The organism is Pseudoalteromonas sp. T1lg23B (assembly GCF_002964665.1).
Classification (GTDB): Bacteria; Pseudomonadota; Gammaproteobacteria; order Enterobacterales; family Alteromonadaceae; genus Pseudoalteromonas.
Map to the genome: position 1 here is coordinate 188,067 of NZ_PQBZ01000013.1, position 25,040 is coordinate 213,106.

18 protein-coding genes and 1 pseudogene are annotated in these 25,040 nt (G+C 44.8%); 18 read left to right on the plus strand and 1 reads right to left on the minus strand.

Annotation, left to right across the window (positions count from 1 at the left end):
- Positions 1–238 precede the first annotated feature (238 nt).
- From C2M32_RS04455 to C2M32_RS04465, 3 genes are all read left to right on the plus strand, one after another.
- Positions 239–1,615: a DEAD/DEAH box helicase gene (locus tag C2M32_RS04455; RefSeq protein WP_105167301.1), complete on the plus strand. Its 1,377-nt coding sequence runs from the start codon at positions 239–241 to the stop codon at positions 1,613–1,615.
- A gap of 108 nt (positions 1,616–1,723) precedes the next feature.
- Positions 1,724–2,926, plus strand: a complete 1,203-nt coding sequence (locus C2M32_RS04460) for a cation:proton antiporter (RefSeq protein WP_105167302.1) — start codon at positions 1,724–1,726, stop codon at positions 2,924–2,926.
- A gap of 223 nt (positions 2,927–3,149) precedes the next feature.
- Complete coding sequence (locus tag C2M32_RS04465; RefSeq protein ID WP_105167303.1) at positions 3,150–4,808, plus strand: alkaline phosphatase; 1,659 nt, start codon at positions 3,150–3,152, stop codon at positions 4,806–4,808.
- Positions 4,809–4,876: 68 nt separating this feature from the next.
- Here the strand turns inward: C2M32_RS04465 and C2M32_RS04470 are convergent, their stop codons facing one another.
- Positions 4,877–7,846 (minus strand): EAL domain-containing protein, encoded by a 2,970-nt coding sequence (locus tag C2M32_RS04470; RefSeq protein ID WP_234401221.1) that lies wholly within the window; start codon positions 7,844–7,846, stop codon positions 4,877–4,879.
- Between the two features lie 470 nt (positions 7,847–8,316).
- Here C2M32_RS04470 and mraZ point away from each other — a divergent pair.
- The 15 genes and pseudogenes from mraZ to ftsZ all read left to right on the plus strand — a co-directional run bounded on the left by mraZ (position 8,317) and on the right by ftsZ (position 25,006).
- Positions 8,317–8,774, plus strand: a pseudogene (gene mraZ / locus C2M32_RS04475) (division/cell wall cluster transcriptional repressor MraZ).
- A 24-nt stretch (positions 8,775–8,798) separates the two neighbouring features.
- Positions 8,799–9,734 carry a 16S rRNA (cytosine(1402)-N(4))-methyltransferase RsmH gene (gene rsmH, locus C2M32_RS04480; RefSeq protein WP_105167304.1) on the plus strand — a complete coding sequence of 312 codons (936 nt, stop codon included), beginning with the start codon at positions 8,799–8,801 and terminating at the stop codon, positions 9,732–9,734.
- Entirely contained in the window at positions 9,734–10,057 is a 324-nt protein-coding gene (gene ftsL, locus C2M32_RS04485; protein WP_105167305.1) for a cell division protein FtsL, read from the plus strand. The genes rsmH and ftsL overlap by 1 nt, the downstream gene beginning before the upstream one ends.
- Complete coding sequence (locus C2M32_RS04490; protein WP_105167306.1) at positions 10,054–11,868, plus strand: penicillin-binding transpeptidase domain-containing protein; 1,815 nt, start codon at positions 10,054–10,056, stop codon at positions 11,866–11,868. Before ftsL ends, C2M32_RS04490 begins: the two co-directional genes overlap by 4 nt.
- On the plus strand, positions 11,858–13,324 hold the full coding sequence (locus tag C2M32_RS04495) for a UDP-N-acetylmuramoyl-L-alanyl-D-glutamate--2,6-diaminopimelate ligase (protein ID WP_105167307.1): 1,467 nt from the start codon (positions 11,858–11,860) through the stop codon (positions 13,322–13,324). Before C2M32_RS04490 ends, C2M32_RS04495 begins: the two co-directional genes overlap by 11 nt.
- Positions 13,321–14,712, plus strand: coding sequence for a UDP-N-acetylmuramoyl-tripeptide--D-alanyl-D-alanine ligase (locus tag C2M32_RS04500; protein ID WP_105167308.1), 1,392 nt, complete (start codon positions 13,321–13,323; stop codon positions 14,710–14,712). The genes C2M32_RS04495 and C2M32_RS04500 overlap by 4 nt, the downstream gene beginning before the upstream one ends.
- The gene (mraY, locus tag C2M32_RS04505) at positions 14,706–15,788 is read left to right on the plus strand and encodes a phospho-N-acetylmuramoyl-pentapeptide-transferase (protein WP_070992042.1); all 1,083 of its coding nucleotides are present in this window, start codon (positions 14,706–14,708) and stop codon (positions 15,786–15,788) included. The genes C2M32_RS04500 and mraY overlap by 7 nt, the downstream gene beginning before the upstream one ends.
- Positions 15,788–17,116 carry a UDP-N-acetylmuramoyl-L-alanine--D-glutamate ligase gene (gene murD, locus C2M32_RS04510; RefSeq protein ID WP_105167309.1) on the plus strand — a complete coding sequence of 443 codons (1,329 nt, stop codon included), beginning with the start codon at positions 15,788–15,790 and terminating at the stop codon, positions 17,114–17,116. Before mraY ends, murD begins: the two co-directional genes overlap by 1 nt.
- Positions 17,110–18,297, plus strand: coding sequence for a cell division protein FtsW (ftsW, locus tag C2M32_RS04515; RefSeq protein ID WP_105167310.1), 1,188 nt, complete (start codon positions 17,110–17,112; stop codon positions 18,295–18,297). Before murD ends, ftsW begins: the two co-directional genes overlap by 7 nt.
- A complete protein-coding gene (gene murG / locus C2M32_RS04520) occupies positions 18,294–19,358 on the plus strand; it encodes an undecaprenyldiphospho-muramoylpentapeptide beta-N-acetylglucosaminyltransferase (protein WP_105167311.1) in 1,065 nt (354 codons plus the stop codon). The genes ftsW and murG overlap by 4 nt, the downstream gene beginning before the upstream one ends.
- 58 nt (positions 19,359–19,416) lie before the next feature.
- Positions 19,417–20,826, plus strand: a complete 1,410-nt coding sequence (gene murC, locus C2M32_RS04525; RefSeq protein WP_105167646.1) for a UDP-N-acetylmuramate--L-alanine ligase — start codon at positions 19,417–19,419, stop codon at positions 20,824–20,826.
- Positions 20,823–21,731: a D-alanine--D-alanine ligase gene (locus C2M32_RS04530; protein ID WP_105167312.1), complete on the plus strand. Its 909-nt coding sequence runs from the start codon at positions 20,823–20,825 to the stop codon at positions 21,729–21,731. The genes murC and C2M32_RS04530 overlap by 4 nt, the downstream gene beginning before the upstream one ends.
- A 1-nt stretch (position 21,732) precedes the next feature.
- The gene (locus C2M32_RS04535) at positions 21,733–22,512 is read left to right on the plus strand and encodes a cell division protein FtsQ/DivIB (protein WP_105167313.1); all 780 of its coding nucleotides are present in this window, start codon (positions 21,733–21,735) and stop codon (positions 22,510–22,512) included.
- Entirely contained in the window at positions 22,509–23,741 is a 1,233-nt protein-coding gene (ftsA, locus tag C2M32_RS04540) for a cell division protein FtsA (protein WP_105167314.1), read from the plus strand. The genes C2M32_RS04535 and ftsA overlap by 4 nt, the downstream gene beginning before the upstream one ends.
- 20 nt (positions 23,742–23,761) lie before the next feature.
- Positions 23,762–25,006, plus strand: a complete 1,245-nt coding sequence (ftsZ, locus tag C2M32_RS04545; RefSeq protein ID WP_105167315.1) for a cell division protein FtsZ — start codon at positions 23,762–23,764, stop codon at positions 25,004–25,006.
- The last annotated feature ends 34 nt before the right edge of the window (positions 25,007–25,040 follow it).

Here is a 25,040-nt window from a genome sequence, read left to right on the forward strand (position 1 = left end):
AGTTATAAGGAGTGCGGTTTTGAGCATAATGTGCTGATATGCACAGTACAATGCTGGGTAAACGGTGGGTATCTGTTATACTTGATACCTTGCATGTGAGTTGATGACCGTTATTGGCTTAAGCAGGTACAGTTGGCTGAGTGAATATACGTTAATGGCGTTTATGTACTCGGGCTTATGCCACTGTTGTAATCCTATCTAAATTGTTGATGATAAGCCCCAACACATGAGAGTTTAAATGACATTTTCTGACTTGGGTTTATCTCCCGAAATTGTTCAAAGTATCACAGAAAAAGGCTACAGTACGCCAACACCAATACAGGCTCAGGGGATCCCCGCTGTATTGTCTGGTAAAGACGTTATGGCTGCAGCGCAAACAGGGACAGGCAAAACTGCCGCCTTTACCCTTCCAATCATCGAACAGCTATTACATCAGCCGCGTCCTCATGCCAATCAGGCCTTAGCGTTAGTGTTAGCACCTACGCGTGAGCTTGCGTTGCAAATAGCCGAAAACGTTGAGGCGTATAGTCAGGGAACGCGATTGCGCTCTGCTGTGGTTTACGGTGGCGTTAAGATTAACCCGCAAATGATGCAGTTGCGCAAAGGGGTGGATATTTTAATTGCTACACCGGGACGATTGTTAGATTTATACAACCAAAACGCGGTTAAATTTAATCAACTGCGTACTTTGGTGTTGGATGAAGCTGACCGAATGCTGGATATGGGCTTTATTCATGACATTAAAAAGATTATTAATTTCTTGCCCAAAACACGTCAAAATCTATTATTTTCAGCCACGTTTTCAGAGCCAATTCAAGCGCTTGCTAAGGGTTTGATTATTGACCCTATTGAGATTTCGGTGACGCCTAAAAACGCAGCATCAAAAACAGTCACTCAGTTTGTCTATGGTGTGGATAAAGCTCAGAAAACGAAATTACTCAGCCATTTGATCCGCAGTAAAGATTGGCAGCAGGTGTTGGTATTTTGTCGTACTAAACATGGTGCCAACCGTTTGGTAACACAGTTAGAGCGAGATAAGATCAGTGGTGCTGCGATACATGGGAACAAATCGCAGGCGGCGCGTGTTAAGGCCTTAAATGGCTTTAAAACCGGTGAGATCACAGTACTTGTAGCGACGGATATTGTGGCGCGAGGTTTGGATATCGCTGAGCTTCCTCATGTTGTGAACTATGACTTACCTAATGTTTATGAAGATTATGTACACCGTATCGGCCGCACCGGACGGGCAGGGAGCGATGGCGTAGCCGTGTCCTTTGTGACGATGGATGATGCCGCTGATTTATATGGCATTGAACGGTTTATTGGGGCGTTGATCCCACGAGCACAAGAGTCTGGTTTTGAACCAACTCATCCAGTCCCAGAAAAAGCACTGGATACTCGCCCGATTAAAGCTAAAAAGCCTAAAAAGGCAAAGCCACATCAAGAGCATAAGCCGGTAGATGCCAATAAGCGCCAACAAAATCCAGCTGCGAAAAAAGGCAAAGCCAATACCGCTGGTAAGGCACAACAACAAAGGGTTCGCTCTGCGATTGATAACCCTACCAATGCTAAGCCAAAACGTCGCCGTTTTAAGCCCAAGGCAACGAAGGTATAAACACACATTGTGTTATGCGCCAGATTAGCTCATGCTAAAGTGATTGACTGAACCGTCATTTGATGACGGTTTTTTTCTGTTTATTTTGGCTAAGTGTAAGGGAATAGCATGGCTGATTATGCACTGGCTTGTATTGGCATTGCGATTTTTATCTATTCAATTAGTGTTCGGCAATTAAAGCGAGCAGAGTTAACCGGACCGATTTGGTTTGTGTCTTTAGGATGTATTCTCGGCTGGTGGTTCACCGACGCGTGGCATTTCCAAATTCAAGATAGTGCGTTAGTGTTGCCCATTATAGAAATCACATTGGCCATTGTACTGTTCAGTGATGCGGCAAGAACGCGTCTACGGGTACTCTTTCATTCCTATCAACTTCCTTTGTTAATGTTGTTAGTCGCGCTTCCTTTGACTATGGTATTTGGCACCTTGCTAGCGCATTGGCTGCTGGCGCTGTCATGGCTACATGCGGCTTTACTCGCGGTGATCATCAGTCCAACGGACGCGGCTTTGTGCAAAGGCTTTATTACCAAAAAAAATGTTCCAGCAAATTTGAGAGAAGCCGTTAACATCGAAAGTGGTTTAAATGATGGTTTATGTATTCCTGTTTTTGTCTTTTTGTTAGCCGTCGTCGCGGGGCAAACGCAGGCAAGTTGGTTTGAACTCATAGGTTTGTTTGCTAAAGAAGTTGGTATAGCGCTTGCGGTCTCGGCTTTGCTGACATGGTTGGCAATCATTGCCATTGCGGGGGCACATAAAAGGCATTTATTTGCCTTAAATTCCAGCCCATTTTTATTTATCGGCATCGCCATTGCCATATTTTCATCTACTGAGCTATTGCATGGCAGTGGCTTTATTGCTGTGTTCGTCAGTGGTTTGTTGTTTGACCGGTTTTACCAACATAGTTTTAAAGAGCAATTAATAGAAGATAGTGAACACATTGCCGACTTTGCAACGCTGTTGATATGGGTGTTGTTTGGGGTGGTTGTTAGTCAAATTGTGCTACTGAATGCGCACCCTTTTGCGTGGTTGTACGCCTTGCTGGCGGTCAGTGTGATCCGTATTGTGCCAATATTAATGAGTTTATTACCTGCTAGAATAGACATTTGGTCCAAATTGACTTTGGCTTGGTTTGGACCAAAGGGACTGGCTTCGGTGGTCCTCACGCTCATGTTGCTACAAGCCAATATTGAAGGCACTGAACTTATCGCTGAGGTCGCTGCATATACCATATTACTCAGCGTATTTTTGCACGGGATCAGCACTCGACCCATCGCATTGCGTTTTATTCAAAATAAGGCGAAGCAGGAATAAAGGACTTTTGTTTTGGTTTGCTGAATACTCTTGCGGACGACAATATAATAACTTCATGAAAAATAAAAATAATATATCGATGTGATGTATTTCAAAATTTAGAGTTTGCACTCAAATTGTCATGTAACTGCAATCAAAAAGTCATTATCAGTCCCTAGACTAAGCCGCAATTTAGTCAGTTGCGATTTTGGCAACTGAGCGCTCACGTTACAGGAAAGACACAATGAATAAGAAATTGCTGGCAGTAGCCATATCGGCTGTTTTATTAACCGCGTGTAATGACGACGAGACTAAAACAGTAGAAGTTATCAAAGAGGTTGAAGTGATTAAAGAAGTGCCAGTTCCTACTGTTACTTCTGTGAAAAACGTCATCCTGATGATTGGTGATGGTATGGGTCCTCAACAAGTTGGTTTACTTGAAGAATATGCGCGCCGCGCGCCGAATTCAACGTATAACAGCCGTGGTAATCAAACGGCACTTTCTAAGTTGGCAAATAATGGCCATTTAGGATTGTCTTTGAATGCACCGCATGGTGCGAATGGTAAGCTAGTTACTGACTCTGCTTGTTCTGCAACGCAACTTGCAACGGGGCTTGCAGCAGGCTCTGAAATGATTGGGTTGGACGAGCAAGGTAATATCGTCGAAACGATTTTAGAAAAAGCCAAAAAAGCAGGTAAAGCGACAGGCTTAATATCTGACACTCGTTTGACTCACGCCACACCAGCTGCGTTTGCAGCGCATCAACCACACCGTTCTTATGAAGCTGAAATTGCGGTGCAGATGGTTGAAAGTGGAATGGTTGATGTGATGCTTTCCGGCGGTGCCCGTGTATTCGTTCCTTCAGACATCAAAACGGATGAAGCCGATAGAAAAGCAATGGCTGATCTTGGCGCGCCTGAAAGTGTTTATAAGAAGTCAAAACGCAGTGATGACCGCAATATTGCCTTAGAAGCAAAAGAACAACACGGTTATACTTTGGCGTTCGATAAAACACAGCTAGCAAATAGCGATGCTACTAAATTACTGGGCCTATTTGCTAATTCTGGCATGGCAGATGGTATCGCTTACAAAACCTGTAAAACAGATAACAGCTGTACACAGCCTTCGTTGAAAGAGATGACAGTCAAAGCGCTTGATATCTTGTCAAAAGATGAAGATGGCTTTTTCTTGATGATCGAAGGTGGTCAGATTGACTGGGCAGGTCATGCGAACGATGCGGGTTGGATGCTCAATGAACTATTAAAGTTTGATGAGGCGGTAGAAGCAGTATATGAGTGGGTAAAAGATCGTAACGACACATTAGTGGTTGTGACCGCGGACCACGAAACAGGTAGTTTCGGTTTTAGCTACTCAAACCACAACACGCCAGATCCTGTCACATTGCCTGGCGATGGTATGAGAGGCAAAGATTATAAGCCCAAGTTCAACTTTGGCGGTTTAGAGGTGTTAGATACTTTATATTCTCAAGCTGGCACTTTCTATGATGTTATCGGTGAAGTAAACGGTAATTATGACTACTCAAATGCAACGGATCAGCAATGGAAAGATGCTATTGAAAAGTACACGCCTTACACGATTACTTATGAGCAAGCGGCGAAAGTAAATGCTGTCAATGGCTTTAACAGCGATGGGTATCCGCTGCCTAAGTTTGACGATTTTTCAGACTTCTATGTGTATGACACCGAAGATTTTACGGCTAAAGTGGGCCGAGTACTCTCGACACAGCAAAACGTAGTATGGGGGACCGGTACCCACACAGCGGCACCAGTGCCAGTGTATGCATTTGGCCCTGAAGGTGTGACCAAGCAATTTTCGACCATGCAACACCATGTTGATATTGGTCAGAAAATGATGGCAGCACTTGGGTTGAGTCAACAGTAACGCTGCAAGCCAGCTCCCTTAGACGTCAGTCGTAGCCACCATTTGGTGGCTTTTTACTTTAGTGTCCGCTAATCATTTGACAGCAAAGCTAATAGCTCTTCCTCTGGCATGGGCTTGGCGTAGTAATAGCCTTGTCCAAAATCACATCCAGCCTGTTGCAACAATTGATGCTGTGCTTGCGTTTCAATCCCTTCGGCGATGACTTGCAAACCCAATTGATGCGCCATCATGATCATGGCTTCACACAGCGCCAAATCATCTGTGCTGTCTGCGATGCCATCAACAAAGCGCTTGTCGATTTTAATGTAGTCGGTATCCATTTGTTTGAGATAGGCCAAGGATGAATAACCCGTTCCGAAGTCATCTAACGCCAAAGCGAACCCTTGTGACGTGAGTGTGTGAAGTCGCTTTTGGGTTCTTGGCTGAGCGTTCATCATTAGGCCTTCTGTGATCTCAATCACAATATCAGACGGTGCTAAATTACGTTGCTTCAGCTGCGTATGCCATTGGTTCAAATAACAATGTTTTGACGTAAACTGTACTGGAGAGACATTAATACTGAGTTGTAGCGGCTCACCTAACTCCTTCACTTTGCTTAAAGTCTTACATGCAGCGTCAAAGATAAATTCACCCATTTTATGGATCAGCTGTGTCTCTTCGGCCAAAGGAATAAATACATCGGGGCTGATCAATCCTTTTTGTGGATGTTGCCAGCGGATCAATGCCTCTGCTTTTTCTATATGTAAGGTATTGAGATTGACGATGGGCTGGTAATAGAGGCAAAACTGTTGGTGTTGTTGTGCGATGCGCAAGTCTTGCAACAATCTCATGCGGTTTTCAGCTTGTTCACGCATGTCATTGCTAAAAAATGTATAGCCACTACGGCCTTGCTGTTTGGCTTGATACATGGCTTGGTCGGCCGCCTTTAGTAGGTGCTCACTGGTATTACCATCTTTTGGTGCTCGGGCAATACCGATGCTTGCGCTAATATGGCATGACTCATTACCAATTTTGATATTGGGTTGTAGCTGCTGCAATACTTTATCTGCAAGTTCGGCCAGCGCATCATCATCCAAATAGTGCGTAACTAACACAAATTCATCTCCACCAATTCGTGAGATCAGACTACACAAGGGGCTAAGTTGAGTGAGGCGATTAGCCACTTCAGTCAGTAGTTGATCACCATAGAAATGTCCCAAGGTATCGTTAATATCTTTAAAGTGGTCTAGATCAAGCAATAAGATAGCTAACGCTTGTTTGCTTTGTCCGAGGCGACTTTTAAGATGACGCTTCAACTGAGTTCTATTGGCAAGTTCAGTGAGTTGATCATAGTGTGCTTGTCGCCAGATCAATTCGTCTTGTTTTTTCTTCTCGGTGATGTCGGTAAATATTGCAACACGGCGATAGGGTTCGTTGTTTGTGTTGTAGACGCTGTTAATGGTCAGCCACTCAGTGTAAAGCTCACCATTTTTACGGCGATTGATGATCTCACCTTGCCAGTTGCCATCCTTGTCCAATTGTTGCCACATTTGCTCGTAAAAAGCTTGTTCATGCTTGCCAGATGCTAAAATAGCCGTTGTTTTACCGATTACTTCCGAACGTTTAAAGCCTGTTACTTGGCTAAACGCAGGATTGGTATCGAGAATGTAACCGTTAGCATCAGTGATCACCATGCCTTCGCTACTGTTGTTATACACTAATGCCGCAAGGTTAATGGCTTCTTCTTGCTTTTTACGTTGGCTGATATCTCGGATCACCACAATAGCTTGCTGATGATGAACAATTGGGCTCAATCGACATTCGTACACATGTCTGACTTGCTTTTCAAGTATTGAGAACTCTAACTGACAATGCGTGTGTTCGCTCAATTTTGATAACTCACTGACTAAGCGTTTGTAGATATACTCTGGAAACATTTGCTCTAACTGCGGTGCACGTTTAGCAAATGAGCCATGGCGCATTAAGATTTTACCTTGCTTACTCAGCCTTAAATAACTGTCAGGCATAGACTCAAGTAATGCGCTGAGCTCTGCGTGTTTATGTGACAGTGCCGATTCAATATTCAAACGAATGTTGGCCATTTGCTCGAACCTCAGGGCAATGGCGTTAAACTCTGGCGTTTGCGACTTTTGTGACCAACGAACGGGTAACCCCTGTGACAGCTCTTCAATTGCGTCGACGAGGTTCTGTAAAGGGCGTAAAATAACGCGTTGTAGATTCCAATGGGCTTGCCAAATCAGTAATGCAATGGCGAGAAAAAACAGCAGTAACGTAATGGCTACTTTCTTATTTGCTTGGGCAATCGCCTGCTCAAAAGGTAAAGAAACATGGACTGTCAGTGGGTTTGGCGCATCATCTTGAGTCAGTGGCAGAGTAAAGTAAATACGTCTGTGTCCGTCACTGTCATCTAATATTTGTGCTTGGTTTGGCGCTATTTTTGGCCAGTAATCATCGCTCCCTGTTCCGAGTAAATCTTTATTGAATGGAGAGTGTGCGATGATATTGTGGTTTGCATCGCTGAGCATAACTTGACTGTTTTGTGGTAGCGGCAGTTTAGCCAGCGCTAGACTCCATTTATCCAGTGGTTTTACAGCAACTAAAACACTTATGAGCGTTCCCGCATCGTCAAATATTGGCATCGCAAAATTGACGGTTGCGCGATGAACTGAGCGGTCTTGTTGATAATGACCAATCGCAAACTGTTCAGACGAGAGAACCGCTTGAAAATAGCCTCTATCACTGATGTCTATCGCACGGGTGCCGGTTTGTAACGAACAAAGTACATGACCATCCAGCGCCACTATACCAATATTGGCAATGTCAGAAGATAGGATCTGTGCATGATCGAGTAATATTGGGCATTGACCACGCTCAAAATTACGCACCGTGGGTTGCTGTGACAGCTTAAGCAATAATCCTTTGGTGTTATTAATCTCTGTGCTTTGTACTGCAACAATATGTTGAGCAAGCAACAGCGCATGGTGCTCACTTTGTTCTAGTATTTCGGAACGTTCATCGAGTAGTTGGGCCAGTATCACTAATAAGCCAGGGATACAAATAAGAAATAGCAAACGATAAAAACGTTTTGGTATTGATAAATTGGAAATAATCACACCTAGAGTGCCGATAAAACAACAACGTATAATACTAAACTGTGAGCTATAGCGCCAAGTAATTGGGAGTTTTTTATTAACTATCACTTCTTGGAACTGTGCTAGAGGGGGGATTTTTGCTCAGTTTTAGAAGAATTATTTATTATTCTGGCTGCTAAAATCCTGTAATTATTCTGTTATGAAGTCGTAGTTTTTCATTGCTCCCACTTTTTTCCACCGAATTCATAGACTTTCGCGAAACCCGCATTTTTTCTGGTCTCAAAAGCCATATACAACCCTATATTTGCTTGACATAAAGTGCTGTCAAGCCCTAGACTGTAGTATTGTGGTAAAAAGTGGTTTTTAGTGGATCAAGTTGGATCTTGAGTACTAAGCAGGTTGAGGTTGGTTTTTTAATGTTCAAAGGTGCAAGCTCGCTGAGCTTAGATGACAAAGGGCGTTTTGCGGTACCAACAAAGTACCGTCAACAACTGCTGTCTGAAGAACAGGGCGCACTGATCTGCACTATTGCTATTAATGAACCATGTTTATGGTTATACCCCATGAGCGAATGGTATGAAATCGAAGTCGCTTACAAAAACTATCCAATATGAATCCCAGAGCAAGGCGTTTACAGCGCATGCTACTGGGCCACGCTACTGAATATCAATTAGATAAAAACGGCCGTATTTTGCTGGCACCTTCATTACGAACACATGCAGGGTTAAGTAAGAAGATTATGCTAGTGGGGCTGTTGAACAAGTTTGAGATCTGGGATGAAGATCGTTGGCATCAACAGATGCAGCTTGACACTGAGCTTGAGCGAGGTGGTGAGTTTGAGTCTTCCCCTGAACTTGATAATTTCTCGCTGTAACAGAAAGTAAGGCAAAATTTGAGCATGACGGCGCAATTTCAACATGTGTCGGTATTGATGGCAGAGACGCTAGATGCGCTTGCAATCAATCCACAAGGCATATACATCGATGGCACATTTGGTCGAGGTGGTCATTCAGGGCAAATTTTGTCACGTTTGGGTGAGCAAGGTCGCCTTCAAGCCATCGATCAGGATCCACAAGCCATAGAAGCTGCTAAGAAATTTGCAGACGATAGCCGTTTTTCAATAGCACACTCACGTTTTTCAAATATCAAAGAAGTTGCTGAACAAGCAGATTTACTGGGAAAAGTAGACGGTATTTTGCTTGATATTGGTGTGTCTTCACCACAGTTAGATGACGCACAACGTGGTTTTAGTTTTATGCACGATGGTCCTTTGGATATGCGTATGGATCCAACTTCTGGACGCAGTGCGGCACAGTGGCTTGCTGAAGCCGATCTGGAAGACATTACGTTTGTGATTAAAAAGTACGGTGAAGAAAAGTTTGGTCGTCGCATCGCGCATAAAATTATTGAAACGCGCACTCATACCCCTATCACGACGACCAAGCAACTTGCTGAGCTGGTTGATGAAGCTGTGCCAGTCAAGGACAAACATAAGCACCCAGCAACGCGTACTTTTCAGGCGATCCGTATTTATATCAACAGCGAGCTGGAAGAAATACAAACCGCATTACAGGCGTCTATAGAGGTCTTGAAGCCCGGTGGACGTTTAGTGGTGATCTCGTTTCACTCTTTGGAAGATAGAATTGTGAAACAGTTCATTAAGAAGCAGAGTAAGGGAGAGGCGATGCCCAGAGGTCTGCCTTTAACGGATGCACAACTTAAACAAAACCTGACGTTAAAGGCAGTGGGCAAAGCCATTAAACCAAGTGCAAAAGAAGTTGCAGACAACCCAAGAGCTAGAAGCTCGGTGTTGAGGGTGGCGGAAAAACTGTAATGAATAAGCATATAGACAGACAGCCAAAGCTATTCGTTGAGATCATTCAAGGGTTACTTGCTAACAAGTTGACCCTGTTTTTGCTGCTATCTATTTTTGTTACCGCTTTGGCTGTTGTTCAGGTCACTCACCTGACAAGAGCGCAGTTGATCAGTCAGGATGAATTATTACAACAACGGGATGAGCTGGATTTGGAATGGCGTTACCTACTTGTTGAAGAAGAGTTTTACTCTCAGCACGCTCGTATCGAAGAAATAGCGAAAACCCAACTCAACATGAAGCGTCCAACCAGCAAAGATGAACAAGTGGTGGTGTTACAGTGAATAATAGAGGAAAAGTGGTCACCAGCTTAATCACCTGGCGTTTTGCTTTGGTGTGTTGTTTATTAGTTTTGGTATTTCTTACGCTCGTAGCCCGTGCGGCTTATTTGCAGGTGATTGAACCAGATAAAGCGCGTGAAGAAAATGCCAAGCGCACGGTCAGAGTAGAAAAGCTTAAAGTACAGCGAGGAATGATTTTTGACCGAAACGGCAAAGAACTCGCGGTAAGTGTTCCTGTGGTCAGCGTGTATGCGGATCCACTGGCGCTGGACAAATCAATAGCAAAAAAAGTGTTAAAAGCGGCTCGTAAAAATGGCGAAGACCACAAAGCGTTGGCTGATAACGAACAAGAAATGACGCGTCGTAAGCAGCAGTGGTACGCTAACGAACTGCGTTGGCGAGAACTGGCAGATGTGCTGCAAATCAAAAATTCAGAGGTAGATTCTCGCTTACGAAATGACCCAAGTAGACGCTTTGTTTACTTAAAACGTCAGGTGACCCCCGCGGTTGCCAATTATATTCGTCAACTCCACCTCCCCGGCATTCACTTACTTGATGAATCGAAGCGTTTTTACCCAAGTGGCGAAGTCACAGCTCATATACTTGGTTTTACCGATATTGATGGTAAGGGAATTGAAGGCGTTGAACGACTATTTGAAACTGCATTAACAGGTGCTGAGGGTAAACGGACCATCCGTAAAGATGCGCAGGGCCGAGAAGTACAGGTGCTTTCTGAAGAACAACGCGTTGAACCTGAGAATATCGAACTGAGTATTGATTTACGTATCCAAGCGATTGCTTATCGTGCTTTAAAAAGCGCGGTACTCAGTTATAAAGCGACCTCTGGGTCGGCAATGGTAGTAGATGTTAAAACAGGGGAAGTTTTGGCGATGGTAAATAGTCCAAGCTTTAACCCCAATGACATGAGCGATGCAGCACCTTACAAGCGAAGAAATCGTGCCATCACCGATTTATTTGAACCGGGTTCAACACTGAAACCTCTGGCAGTACTCGCTGGTCTTGACTACGGTGCAATTGAGGCGCAAGACACCATAGATACCTATCCGGGTTGGATGCGCTTAGGTGGTAGTCTTGTACAAGACACCCGTAATAATGGCGAAATGACGTTACGTGAGATCTTGAAGATATCTAGCAACATGGGAGTAGCAAAAATCAGCCAAATGTTGCCTAAAGATTATTTGGTAGGTTTGTATCAAAAAGTCGGTTTTGGGGAAGACACGGGCACCATGATGGTTGGCGAGAGCAGTGGCTTATTCTATCCCAATCGACGTTGGTCAGACTTTGAAATCGCAACTTTGGCTTATGGTTATGCGGTATCAGCAAGCACAGCGCAAATAGCTCGTTTGTATTCAGTATTTGGTTCCGGCGGAATGCTACGCCCATTGACGATTTTGAAGCAAAAAAGTCCTCCAGAGGGAGAACGTATTTTTTCTCAAGAAGATGTGCGTGCTGTGGTAGAAATGATGGAGTCGGTGTTTGAAAGAGGCGGAACTGCTGAAAACGTTAAAGTAGATGGTTATCGTGCTGCGGGCAAAACAGGAACTTCAAAAAAAGCGATCGCTGGTGGCTATGGTGATGAATATGTAGGGTATTTTGCGGGGATTGCACCAGTGAGTGACCCTCGTTTAGCGGTTGTTGTGATGGTCAATGAACCCGGCGGTGATGTGTATTACGGTGGACATACATCAGGTCCCGCTTTTGCTGAAATCATGTCCAATGCGTTACGTATTTTAAATGTTGCGCCAGACAAAGAGCGTGTAGCTTATATTTCGGAGCCAAGTAATGAGTCGTGATATTAGCCAAGTTTTGAGCGCTTTTAACGTGCAATGCGACAGTATTGTGGTGGCGCATTTGCGACTAGACAGCCGACAGGTAAATGAGGGCGATGCCTTCATTGCACTACGAGGACACCATCAAAACGGCGAGGATTATATCTCATCAGCCCTTGAGCGCGGGGCTGTATGCATCATCGTAGATGCAGATAGTGACGTTAGTGCTGCAAAAGCGCGGCTGATCCGCGTGCCTGCTCTGAGTCATTGTATCGCCGGCATAGCCGCACAGTTTTATCAACACCCGAGCAAACAGGTATGCACGGTTGGGGTAACAGGCACCAATGGTAAATCTACAACGACGACCATGATAGCCAATCTAGCAAAACATTGTGAGCATCCATCTGCAATTATCGGGACTTTAGGTTACGGTCAACCTGATGCATTGACGCCACTGGCCAATACCACTCCGTCAAATGTAGATTTACAACGTATTCTTGCAGAGCTTACACCGCACAGTAAACTGGTGGCGATGGAAGTATCTTCACATGGCTTAGTGCAGGGGCGGCTAGATGAAACCGCCTTCGATGTGGCTGTATTCACCAATCTTTCGCGTGACCATCTGGATTATCACTCAGATATGACAAACTATGCTGAAGCCAAGCTGTCCTTATTCCAACGTCACAAACCAGAATTTAGCGTACTTAATGCTGATGATGAATATGCTCAGCAGTGGCTGGATAAACACACCTTCAGTAATCTGGTCGTATACGGTAGAAAGCCAGCGAATCATACCTTTAAAAATTTCATATGGTTTGATGATGTCAGATGTGATGCGTTGGGTTTTGAGGTCACCATAACCAGTAGCTGGGGGACAGGTAAGTTACGTGCGCCACTTTACGGCCTGTTCAATGTTTATAATTTAGTTGCAGCGATTGCGACTTTGCTGACACAAGGGTTTGAATTAAAACAGCTCCTTTGCGCCGCTGAACAGCTTCAACCAGTTGCTGGTCGCATGCAAGCGTTTCGCGCAGCGAATAAACCGATTTGTATTGTAGATTATGCGCATACCCCAGAGGCATTAGAATTAGCGTTACAGGCTCTGCAACAACATGTACCAGGTAATGTGATGTGTGTGTTTGGTTGTGGTGGAGATAGAGATAAAGGCAAACGTCCGTTAATGGCACAGGCAGCGGAGCGCAACGCCGATCAATTGGTCATAACCAGCGATAATCCGCGCAGCGAAGACCCACAGCAAATTATTGCTGACGTTAAGGCTGGACTCAGCAATCCACAGTATGCTGTGTGCAAAATTGATAGGGCTGAGGCCATTCGTTACGCCATTGAGCACGCACCGAAAGAAGGTGTGGTGCTGATTGCGGGAAAAGGGCACGAAGATTATCAAATAATAGGAGACCAACGTCTGCCTTTTTGTGACAGACGTTATGTAGAAGCAGTTTTACGGGAGAAAAGTGCATGATCAAAGTAGATTTGGCTTGGCTTGCAGCGGTACTTGATACTCCCTTAAATGGGGAAAATTTGGCGATTGCCAATGTCAACACGGATACCCGAACCATCAAAGATAATGAAGTATTTCTTGCACTGAGAGGGCCGAACTTTGATGGTCACAATTTTATCGAAGAAGCAAAAAAAAGCGGTGCGATAGCCGCTATTGTGGATACACCAGTGGCCTGCGATATCACGCAGCTAGTTGTACAAGATACGCGTCTAGCGCTCGGGAAAATAGGCAAGGCCATCATGGATAGCGTTGCCCCAAAAACCATCGCAATCACTGGCAGCGTTGGTAAAACGACAGTTAAAGAGATGTGTGCGGCTATTTTAGCGCGTAAAGGTAAAGTACTGGCAACTAAAGGCAATTTTAATAATGATATTGGCGTCCCACTGACGCTAATGCGTCTTTGTGAAGATGATGAGTTTGCAGTTATAGAACTGGGTGCAAATCACATTGGGGAAATAGCCTACACCACTTCGCTCACCAGTCCTGATGTAGCTGTGGTATGTAACGTTGCGCCTGCACATATTGAAGGTTTTGGCTCTCTTGAAGGTGTGGGCAAAGCGAAAGGTGAAATCTTTTCTGGGTTAAAATCAGGCGGTGTTGCGGTTCTAAATTGTGATTGTGAGTTTGTCGATATGTGGCGTGATAGCTTACATGACGTTTCAACTAAATGTTTTTCTCGTAAGCAAAATTTAGATATTTGGGCTGAAGATATCCACTTAAATGACACCGCTCATGCGAGCTTCTTACTTTGTACTGATGCTGAAAAAGTGCCTGTACAGCTCGCTCTACCGGGGGAGCATAATGTTACCAACGCGGTCATTGCTGCGGCCTTAACTACTGAGCTCGGAGCGACATTAGATGATGTAGCAGCTGCGCTTGAGAGTATGGAACCTGTGAAAGGGCGTGTAAATCTAATCAAAGCATCAGACACGCTTAATGTCATAGATGATACCTATAACGCTAATGTCCGTTCTGTTAAAGCAGCAATAGACCTGCTGATGCAGATGCCTGGATACCGTATTTTAGCGCTCGGTGATATGGGGGAGCTTGGCGAACAGGCGCGTGAATATCATCAAGAAGTTGGAGAGTACGCGCTGCAACAGGGCGTAGATGCATTGTTTTCACTGGGTGTACTGAGTCGCGATAGTAGTGATGTGTTCGCCCAGCCTGAGCGACATTTTTCAACCAGAGAACATTTATTAGAGGCATTACAACAAACATTAAAAACGCAGAACGGGATATGTACTGTGTTGGTCAAGGGCTCTCGTAGCTCACGTATGGAATTAATAGTCAAAGATTTAATAGGCAGTGACCATAACTCAGGCACTGATGAGGCCTCAGCATGTTAGTTTGGTTAGCAGAATATTTAACTCAGTATTACAGTGGCTTTAACGTCTTTTCATATTTGACGCTCAGAGCGATTTTGGGGATTTTGACGGCGCTATTTATTTCTTTGTACTTCGGCCCTAAGTTGATTGTGGCTTTGCAAAAAATGCAAATAGGTCAAACAGTACGTGACGATGGTCCACAATCTCACCTGTCGAAGTCAGGCACTCCGACCATGGGTGGCTTATTGATATTGGCTGCTATTTTTACCAGCACCCTATTGTGGGGGGATTTGGATAATAAATATGTCTGGGTGACCTTGTTTGTGGTTGGAAGTCTGGGGATCGTAGGTTTTGTTGATGACTATCGCAAAGTGATCCGTAAAGACAGTAAAGGGCTGATAGCCAGATGGAAATACTTTTGGCAGTCTGTGATTGCGATTTCGGTTGCCAGTTTTATGTATTTTACCTCCCACTCAGCGGCAGAAACCACTTTAGTGGTGCCATTTCTAAAAGAAGTCATGCCGCAGTTGGGATTGTTTTATTTAGTGATGTGTTACTTTGTGATTGTTGGCACGTCTAACGCAGTAAATCTGACCGATGGTTTAGATGGGTTAGCAATTGTGCCGACTATTTTGGTGGCATCAGCGCTGGCCATTATCGCGTACTTAACTGGCAATGTTAATTTCTCAAATTATCTACACATTCCTCATATACCCTTGGCCAGTGAATTAGTGGTGGTCTGTACTGCGATTGTAGGTGCGGGGTTAGGCTTTTTATGGTTTAACACCTATCCGGCGCAAGTATTTATGGGAGATGTGGGCTCTTTGGCGTTAGGTGGTGCATTGGGTATTATCGCCATTTTAGTTCGTCAAGAGCTGGTATTAATGATTATGGGCGGTGTGTTTGTGATGGAAGCGTTGTCGGTGATCCTGCAAGTTGGGTCATATAAACTACGTGGACAACGAATATTCCGCATGGCACCGATACATCATCACTATGAATTAAAAGGATGGCCAGAGCCTCGTGTAATCGTGCGCTTCTGGATTATTTCTATTGTTCTGGTACTTGCCGGACTAGCAACTTTGAAGATTAGGTAATGCAGTATTTAAACGCCATCAGAAATAAAAAGATCACGGTGCTTGGGCTGGGTGTAACCGGCTTAGGCATTGTACGTTTTCTGCTGTCTCATAATATTGTGCCACGAATTGTGGATAGCCGCCCCGTGCCACCGGGTGCGCAATGGCTTGCAGATAACGAACCTGATTGCGAGGCGGTGTTTGGTCCCTTAGCTGAGGCAGGTTTATCAAGTGCAGATATGATCATTATCAGCCCTGGCATTGCTTTATATGAAGCAACGGTTGCGCAAGCTATTGCCGACGGCGTTGAGGTGATTGGTGATATAGAGCTGTTTGCACGACTAAATGATAAGCCTGTGGTTGCGGTAACGGGTTCCAACGGCAAATCCACTGTTGTGACGCTAGCTGCTCAAGTACTGAGTGAAGCTGGAATGAAAGTAGGATTAGGTGGCAATATAGGTACTGCTGCGCTAGATCTGTTAGGCCAAGACTTTGATGTATTCGTACTAGAGTTGTCTAGCTTTCAGCTAGAGACAACTCACAGTTTAAAATGTGCTAGCGCAATGATTTTGAATATTACCGAAGATCATATGGATCGCTACCCTGACTTCTCGGCATACTGTGAAGCCAAAAGACGCATTTATCAGCATACAGAACATTTGGTCTTTAATGCCAAAGACGAAAATACATTTAGTAATCGCCAGCAAGGCGTGAGTGTGGCGTTGGACAATGCCGACTATCAGCTTTTGAGCCATGATGGTGAGTATTATTTTGCAGCTCATGGTAAAGCGTTGTTACCTGTTTCGTGTATGAGTCTTCAAGGTAAGCATAATCAATTCAATGCGTTGGCTGTAATGGCTCTGCTCGCACCATTTTCTTTGCCGTTGAGTGCCTTTGAACATGCCTTTAGCAAATTTATGGGGCTTGCTCATCGCTGCCAATTAGTCGCTGACTATCAGGGCATAAAATATTTTAATGACTCAAAGGCGACTAATGTCGGTGCAACGGTTGCGGCATTAGAAAGCTTAGCAACCTCTGAAGGTAAGATTATTTTGATTGTTGGTGGTGATGCCAAAGATGCAGATCTCACTCCGCTAGCAGACCCGATGAACAGATATTGCAAAGCAATTTATGGCTTTGGTAAAGATGGTTCGCTGTTTTTATCCTTACACCGTAACAGCCACTTAGTAGCGACATTAGAAGATGCGGTGAAACAAGCGCAAGCAATCGCCAGCAATGGTGACTGTATCTTACTTGCACCAGCATGCGCCAGTATTGATATGTATCCTAATTATATGGCGCGAGGTGAGGAATTTTGTCGCCTAGTTGAAGAGGTGACGCGATGTTAGCACTGTCACAACTAAACCTAAACTTTCAACTAAAGCAGTCCAATGCGTTATACGACATTCCATTGTTGTATGCCATGTTGTGTTTATTGGGAGTGGGGTTTGTGATGGTGACCAGTGCATCTATGCCCGTGGCAGAGAGATTATTTAACAATCCTTACCATATAACGATTCGTCATGCGGCGTTTTTGTGTATGGGATTTGTGCTGTTTTGGGTCAGTACCAGTGCGCCTATGACGTGGTGGAAGCGCTGTAACCCTTACCTGCTACTTTTTGGCTTAGGCTTACTGGTGTTAGTGTTATTGATTGGTCGTGAAGTTAACGGTTCTAAACGCTGGATCCCTGTCGGGCCTGTGGGCATTCAAGCTGCTGAATTAGCGAAGTTATTTTTCTTTAGTTATATCGCGGGTTATTTAGTGCGAAAACGTGAGGAAGTACAAGAGAACTTAAAAGGTTTCGCAAAGCCCATCGCAGTGTTTTCTGTCTATGCATTTTTAATCTTAATGCAACCTGATTTAGGCACGGTCGTGGTGATGTTTGTCACTACCGTAGGATTATTATTTTTAGCAGGCGCTAAGTTATGGCAGTTCTTTGCCTTGATCTTAACAGGCATCTTGTTGGTGGTATTGCTGATTATTTTCGAGCCCTATCGAATGGCCCGAGTGGTTGGTTTCTTAGAACCTTGGGACGATCCTTTCGGTAAAGGTTATCAGTTAGTGCAATCACTGATGGCGTATGGACAAGGGGGCTGGTTTGGCCAAGGGTTGGGGAACAGTGTCCAAAAATTGCAGTATCTACCTGAAGCGCATAATGATTTTATTTTTGCGGTGATTGCCGAAGAATTGGGCTTTGTCGGTGTGGTGAGCATCATTCTGCTACTTGGCACCTTAGTGTTTAGAGCCTTGTTGATAGGTCAAAAAGCATTGAAAGCAGGTAAAGAATATGAAGGCTATTTTGCATTGGCGATAGGTATTTGGTTTGCGTTTCAAACCATGGTGAATATCGGTGCCAGTGCTGGTATTTTGCCAACCAAAGGCTTAACGCTGCCCTTCGTTTCATATGGTGGTTCTAGTTTATTGGTGATGATCGTGGCTGCGGGAGTGTTACAGCGAGTGGATTTTGAAACCAAGATGGCGAGCAAGCAAGCAACGTCGAGAAGCGGTTCTCGTGGAGGTAAACGATGAGTAAGCGTTTACTGGTCGCAGCTGGTGGAACCGGTGGGCATATCTTTCCTGGGGTGGCGGTTGCCAACGAATTAAAAGCGCAAGGCTGGGAAATATCTTGGATAGGTACCGAAGACCGTATGGAAGCTCAAGTGGTACCAAAGCATGGTTTTGAGATTGACTTTATTAAGGTGCAGGGCGTTCGTGGCAACGGCATAAAACGCTTGATTAAAGCCCCTTTTATGGTGATTAAAGCGATTATGTCGGCCCTGCGAGTGATTAAACAGCGCCGTCCAGATGTGATACTCGCTATGGGAGGATATGTTACAGGTCCCGTAGGAGTTGCAGCAAAGCTGACAGGCACGCCTTTACTGATCCACGAGCAAAATGCTGTAGCGGGGTTGAGTAATAAATTACTGTCAAAAATTGCTAACAAAGTTTTGGCGGCTTTTCCGAGCGCTTTCGGTCAGAGCAAGGCGCAAGTTGTGGGGAATCCGGTCCGTCATTCAGTGGCAAATTTGAGCCCTAAAGCGGTGTCTGAGCAATTAAATTGCTTAGTTGTTGGTGGGTCGCTTGGCGCTAAAGCTTTAAATGATATATTGCCCGCAGCGTTTGCGCAGCTTGCGATGAATACTTCACTCCCTTTGGCCATCAAGCATCAAAGCGGTAAAGGTCATAGTGAGCAGTTGGCACAAAGCTATGCTCAAGTGGGGTTAGGTGCTTCAGTTTTTGAGTTTATTGATGACATGGATGCAGCTTATGAGTGGGCTGATATCGTCATTTGCCGGGCAGGAGCATTGACTGTCAGTGAAATCGCTGCTGCGGGGAAAATGGCGCTGTTTGTGCCTTATCCTCATGCGGTTGACGACCACCAGACGGCCAATGCGGCATATTTGGTAGATCAACAAGCTGCATTGCTACTACCGCAAAGTGAACTTAGCGTAGAATCGTTTTGCGCATTGCTGTTGCCTTACACACAGCAGCCTGAACGAATTGAACAGTTGGCAATACGCGCCAAGCAACTAGCAAAATTAGATGCCACATCAGTGGTGGCAAAAGTATGTGAGCAACTAAGCTCCTGAATTTGAACTTATTGATATTGAAGAGTAACGCGTGAAAGAAACCAGTAATCGTCGAGCTATGAGAAGAATTAACACCATACATTTTATTGGTATAGGTGGAGCCGGTATGGGCGGCATAGCGGAAGTATTAGCATATGAAGGATATCGCATCACTGGATCTGATATTGCGAAAAATGCGATGACAGAGCGGTTATTGAAAGCTGGCGCAGAAGTTTTTATCGGCCACCACGAAAATAACATCAAAGATGCCAATGTGGTTGTTGTTTCCAGTGCCATTGATGAACAGAATCCGGAAATTATCGCCGCCAAAGCGGCACGTATTCCGATTGTGAGACGCGCAGAAATGCTCGCCGAGCTCATGCGTTTTCGTCATGGTATCGCAATTGCGGGGACCCATGGTAAAACGACTACAACCAGTCTAATTGCCAGTATATTTGCTCAGGCAAAACTTGACCCAACGTTTGTGATTGGTGGATTGTTAAACAGCGCAGGCACAAATGCAAAATTGGGCACAGGTGATGTGCTGATTGCAGAAGCGGACGAAAGTGATGCATCATTTTTACATCTACAACCTATGGTTTCGGTGATCACAAATATCGAGGCCGATCATATGGATACTTACGAGGGTGACTTTGAAAAAATGAAAGACACCTATGTGGACTTTATCCATAATTTGCCATTTTACGGTTTGGCGGTGGTGTGTATCGATTCTGAAGTGGCCGCAAATTTGATCCCGCGTTTTGCTCGTCCCACTATCACTTACGGTGAATCAGAGCTCGCGGATTATCGCATGGAGAACTTCAAGCAAACGGTGAGCAGTAGTGAGTTCACGGTGACGACCAAAAAAGGTGAAGCGATTGAAGTTAAATTAAATATGCCGGGCAGACACAATGCTTTAAATGCCACAGCAGCTATTGCAGTAGCAAAGGATCATGACATTGATAATACCGCAATCTTAGCTGCGCTTGAGAAATTTGAAGGGATTGGTAGACGCTTTCAACATTATGGTGAGTTCGACAATGAGCGCGGTAGAGTCATGTTAGTTGATGATTATGGTCATCACCCTTCAGAGGTCGCTGTGACTATTCAAGCTGCACGTGCAGGGTGGGCTGATAAGCGCTTAGTGATGGTTTATCAACCGCACCGTTATACTCGAACCCGCGATTTGTATGAAGATTTTGTTAAAGTGCTGTCAGAAGTTGATCAATTGATACTACTGGATGTATATAGCGCGGGTGAAGCGCCGATAGTGGGCGCGGATAGCAAGAGCCTATGTCGCAGTTTGCGTCAGCGTGGTGTTGAACCTATTCATGTGGCTGACCACGCAGAGCTGTCTGCGGTATTAGCAGAAACGCTACAAGATAACGATCTCGTTATCACGCAAGGCGCGGGTAACATCGGTCAAATCGTTAAACAATTAGCTGCTACCAAAATGTCGGTAGCGGCATTACAGCAAGGTGATGCATGAACACGTTTGGAAAAGTAGCGGTATTGCTGGGCGGTAGCTCAGCTGAACGTGAGGTGTCGTTAAAGTCTGGTGAAGCTGTACTCAATGGGTTATTGAGTGCGGGCGTAGACGCAATTGCTTTTGATCCGGCAGAACGAAATCTGTGGGAGTTGAAGAGTTTGGCTGTTGAACGTGTATTTATCGCCCTACATGGCCGAGGTGGTGAAGATGGCACTATTCAAGGTGCACTGGAATATATGGGTATTCCTTATACCGGAAGCGGCGTATTAGGTAGTGCGCTAGCAATGGACAAAATACGTTGTAAGCATTTATTCAAGTCAGCCAAGCTGAGTACTGCTGCCTATGCAGTGGTTGACGCAAATGTTGGGTTTGATGCCGATGCCATTATCAAAGAATTTGGTAAAGTCATGGTTAAGCCATCGCATGAAGGCTCAAGTATTGGCATGGCGCAAGCGAATAATGCACAGGAACTAACCACAGCATTAACCAACGCTTTTAAATTTGATGAGCAAGTTTTGGTGGAGCAGTGGATCACTGGACGAGAGTTTACTGTGGCTATGCTAGGCAATGACGCTTTACCTGTGATTGAAATGAAGACTCCACGTGGTTTTTATGACTATGAAGCAAAATATCAGGTAAACAGTACTCAGTATTTTTGTCCTGCGGATATTTCACAAGCGCATACTGCTCAATTACAGATCATGGCTAAACATGCTTTTGAGCTTGTGGGCGCAAATGGTTGGGGGCGAGTTGATGCGATGCAAGATGAAAATGGTCATTTTTATTTACTGGAAGTAAATACGGTACCGGGTATGACACAAAAGTCATTGGTGCCGATGGCGGCAAAAGCACAAGGCATAACTTTTGAGCAATTAGTTGTTCGCATTTTGGAGCAAACGCTTTAAGATGCGTGCATTTTTTGAAAAAGCCAAACGATTGAACCAGCGCCTAAATTGGTCGTTGTTGCTGGGTGTTGGTTTTTTCATGTTAGTGATAGCCAGTGTAGTGCGAGGGACATACTGGGTCAGCGACTGGTTGGTTGAGCATAAAGATGCACAAATCAAACAGTTAACTGTACTCGGTGAACCGCACTATACAAAAGAAGCGGATATTATTGCAGCGATTAAACAAGTAGATTTGAGTAGTTATTTTGAGCTTGATGTTCAATCTGTGCATAGCCAAGTAAAAGCGCTACCTTGGATTGCTCATGTATCGGTGCGAAAGCAATGGCCAGATCAACTACAGGTTTATGTGGTAGAGCATACCCCAGTTGCAGTTTGGAACAGTGATCTGTTATTGAATGAGCATGGAGAGGTATTCCAAGCACAAAGTGACTTGGTCAGTGCACAGTTACCTCAGTTATATGGGCCGGAAGGTAGTGAACAAGAAGCATGGCAAACATTTTTACAGTTTAAAGACATGTTGGATGTGAATGACTTTAAGCTGGTTAGCTTAGCGCTTTCAGAGCGCTTTGCTTGGCAGCTATGGCTAGATAGCGGGATCCGATTAAATTTGGGCCGCGAAAAAATAGCTAAGCGAGTGCAAAGATTTATTGATGTCTATCCGAAGATGAGAGCACCAGAAGGGGCTGCGATAGATGTGATAGACCTGCGTTACGATATCGGGCTTGCGGTAAGCTGGAAGTATCCGCAAGAACAAGAACAACAAAGTAAGAGTGAAGCATGACTAAGTCAGCAGAAAGAAACCTAGTGATAGGGTTAGATGTAGGGACTTCAAAGGTGGTTGCGACTGTTGGCGAAATCACCGCAGATAATCAGCTTAGTATTGTGGGTGTGGGTAACCAAGTCTCCCATGGTATGGATAAAGGTGGTGTGAACGATCTAAATCTCGTTTCTGAGTCTATTCGTCGTGCAATTGATGAAGCTGAACTCATGGCTGATTGCAGAATTAGCTCGGTGTATTTAGGTATCTCAGGTAAGCATATTCAGTGTCAAAATGAAAGCGGCGTCGTCGCAATCAATAATGCAGAAGTAAGCGATGACGACATTGCGAATGTGATTCATATTGCGCGTTCTGTGCCGATTTCGGCTGAACGTAAAATGTTACATTCCCTGCCACAGGAATATAGCATTGACATGCAAGAAGGCATCAAAAACCCACTTGGTATGAGTGGGGTAAGAATGGAAGCCAAGGCGCATATCATTACGTGTTCCAATGATATGGCAAAGAACTTAGAAAAGTGTGTTGAGCGCTGCGGTTTGCAGGTGGATCAACTGACATTTAGCGCATTGGCGTCCTGTTATTCGGTGCTGACAGACGATGAGAAAGAATTGGGTGTTGCTGTTGTTGATATCGGTGGTGGCACTATGGATATTGCAATTTATTTAAATGGTGCACTGCGTCATTCGGCGGTGATCCCTGTCGCTGGTAACCAAGTGACCGGTGATATTGCAAAAATTTTTCGTACCCCTATTTCTCATGCAGAGTCACTGAAAGTACAATATGCATGTGCGAGTAGCCAAATGGCTAGCAATGAAGAAACCATTGAAGTGCCAAGCGTGGGGGGGCGTCCTGCCCGTTTAATGTCAAGGCATACCTTGTCTGAGGTAGTTGAACCGAGATTTCGCGAGCTATTAGAATTAGCGTTAGAAGAAATTCGTCGCTCGGGTTTTGAAGATCAAATTGCTGCTGGCCTAGTGATTACTGGCGGTAGTGGCAAAATGGCTGGCGCTCTAGAGGTTGCCGAAGACATTTGTCAAATGCCTGTGCGAATTGGCAAGCCCATTGGTATCACTGGGTTAACAGATTATGTTAATGATCCTGCATACGCAACCGCGGTAGGTTTGTTACAATACGGCCGAACGCTGCAATCGATGAATGCACAGAAGTCGAAAGCAGAGTCGGAAGGAAGTTGGTGGAGCCGCATTACAAAATGGTTCCAAGGTGAGTTTTAAGCTCAAGTCGGAGAGTGAAAATGTTTGATATTATGGAACAACACAGCGAAGAAGCTGTAATTAAAGTCATCGGTGTAGGTGGTGGCGGTGGTAATGCCGTTGAACACATGGTGAAACAAGAAATTGAAGGCGTTCGCTTTATTGCTGCGAACACGGATGCACAGGCTTTGCGCAAGTCATCTGCAGATGTAACTGTGCAACTTGGTACTCAGATCACATCTGGTTTAGGCGCCGGTGCTAACCCTGAAGTGGGTCGCAAATCAGCGGAAGAAGACATCGAGACTATTAAGTCAGCGCTTGAAGGTGCAGATATGGTGTTTATCGCAGCTGGTATGGGTGGCGGTACTGGAACAGGTGCTGCACCAGTGGTAGCGCGTGTTGCTAAAGAATTAGGTATTTTAACCGTAGCAGTCGTGACGCGTCCGTTTGACCTAGAAGGCAAGAAGCGTATGGCAGCAGCTGATCAAGGGATCGGCGAATTGTCAGAAATTGTAGACTCGCTTATTACAATTCCAAACAACAAATTACTGAAAGTTCTTGGCAAAGGCACTACATTATTAGACGCGTTCGCTAAAGCAAATGACGTGCTTTATGGAGCGGTGCAAGGTATCGCTGAGTTGATCACTCGTTCTGGTTTGATCAATGTTGACTTTGCAGACGTTAGAACGGTTATGTCTGCAATGGGCACTGCGATGATGGGAACTGCATCTGCATCAGGTCCAGATAGAGCGCAAGAAGCTGCTGAAGCAGCGATTTCAAGCCCACTGTTAGAAGATGTAGATTTAACAGGTGCAAAAGGCATCCTAGTAAATATTACCGCTGGTATGGATATCACCATTGAAGAGTTCGAAATTGTAGGTAACCACGTTAAAGCACTGGCTTCGGAGAACGCGACAGTGGTTGTAGGTGCGGTTATTGACCCTGAAATGAGTGAAGAGCTTCGTGTGACGGTTGTTGCAACAGGTTTAGGCGGTGAACGTCGTCCACAGTTTGGTATTGTTGACAGTGGCTTCAAAAAGGTTGTTGGTTCAGACGCGGGAAGTGTGACTCAAGAGAGTAGCCAATCCGCAGGCATGTTCGTACCAAGCTTTACACAGCCGCAAACAGAAACTGTACAAGAAAGCGTGCCAAGTAAAACCAGTTCGACAACGGCTGGTAGCCAGTCAGGTACTGCTGATACGAGTAAAACAAGCAGCAAAGATGCGGATAAAGAAAAAGACAATTACTTCGATATCCCAGCGTTTTTACGTAAGCAGTCAGATTAATTTTTGGCTAAAGATTAAACAATTGGCAGGTGGT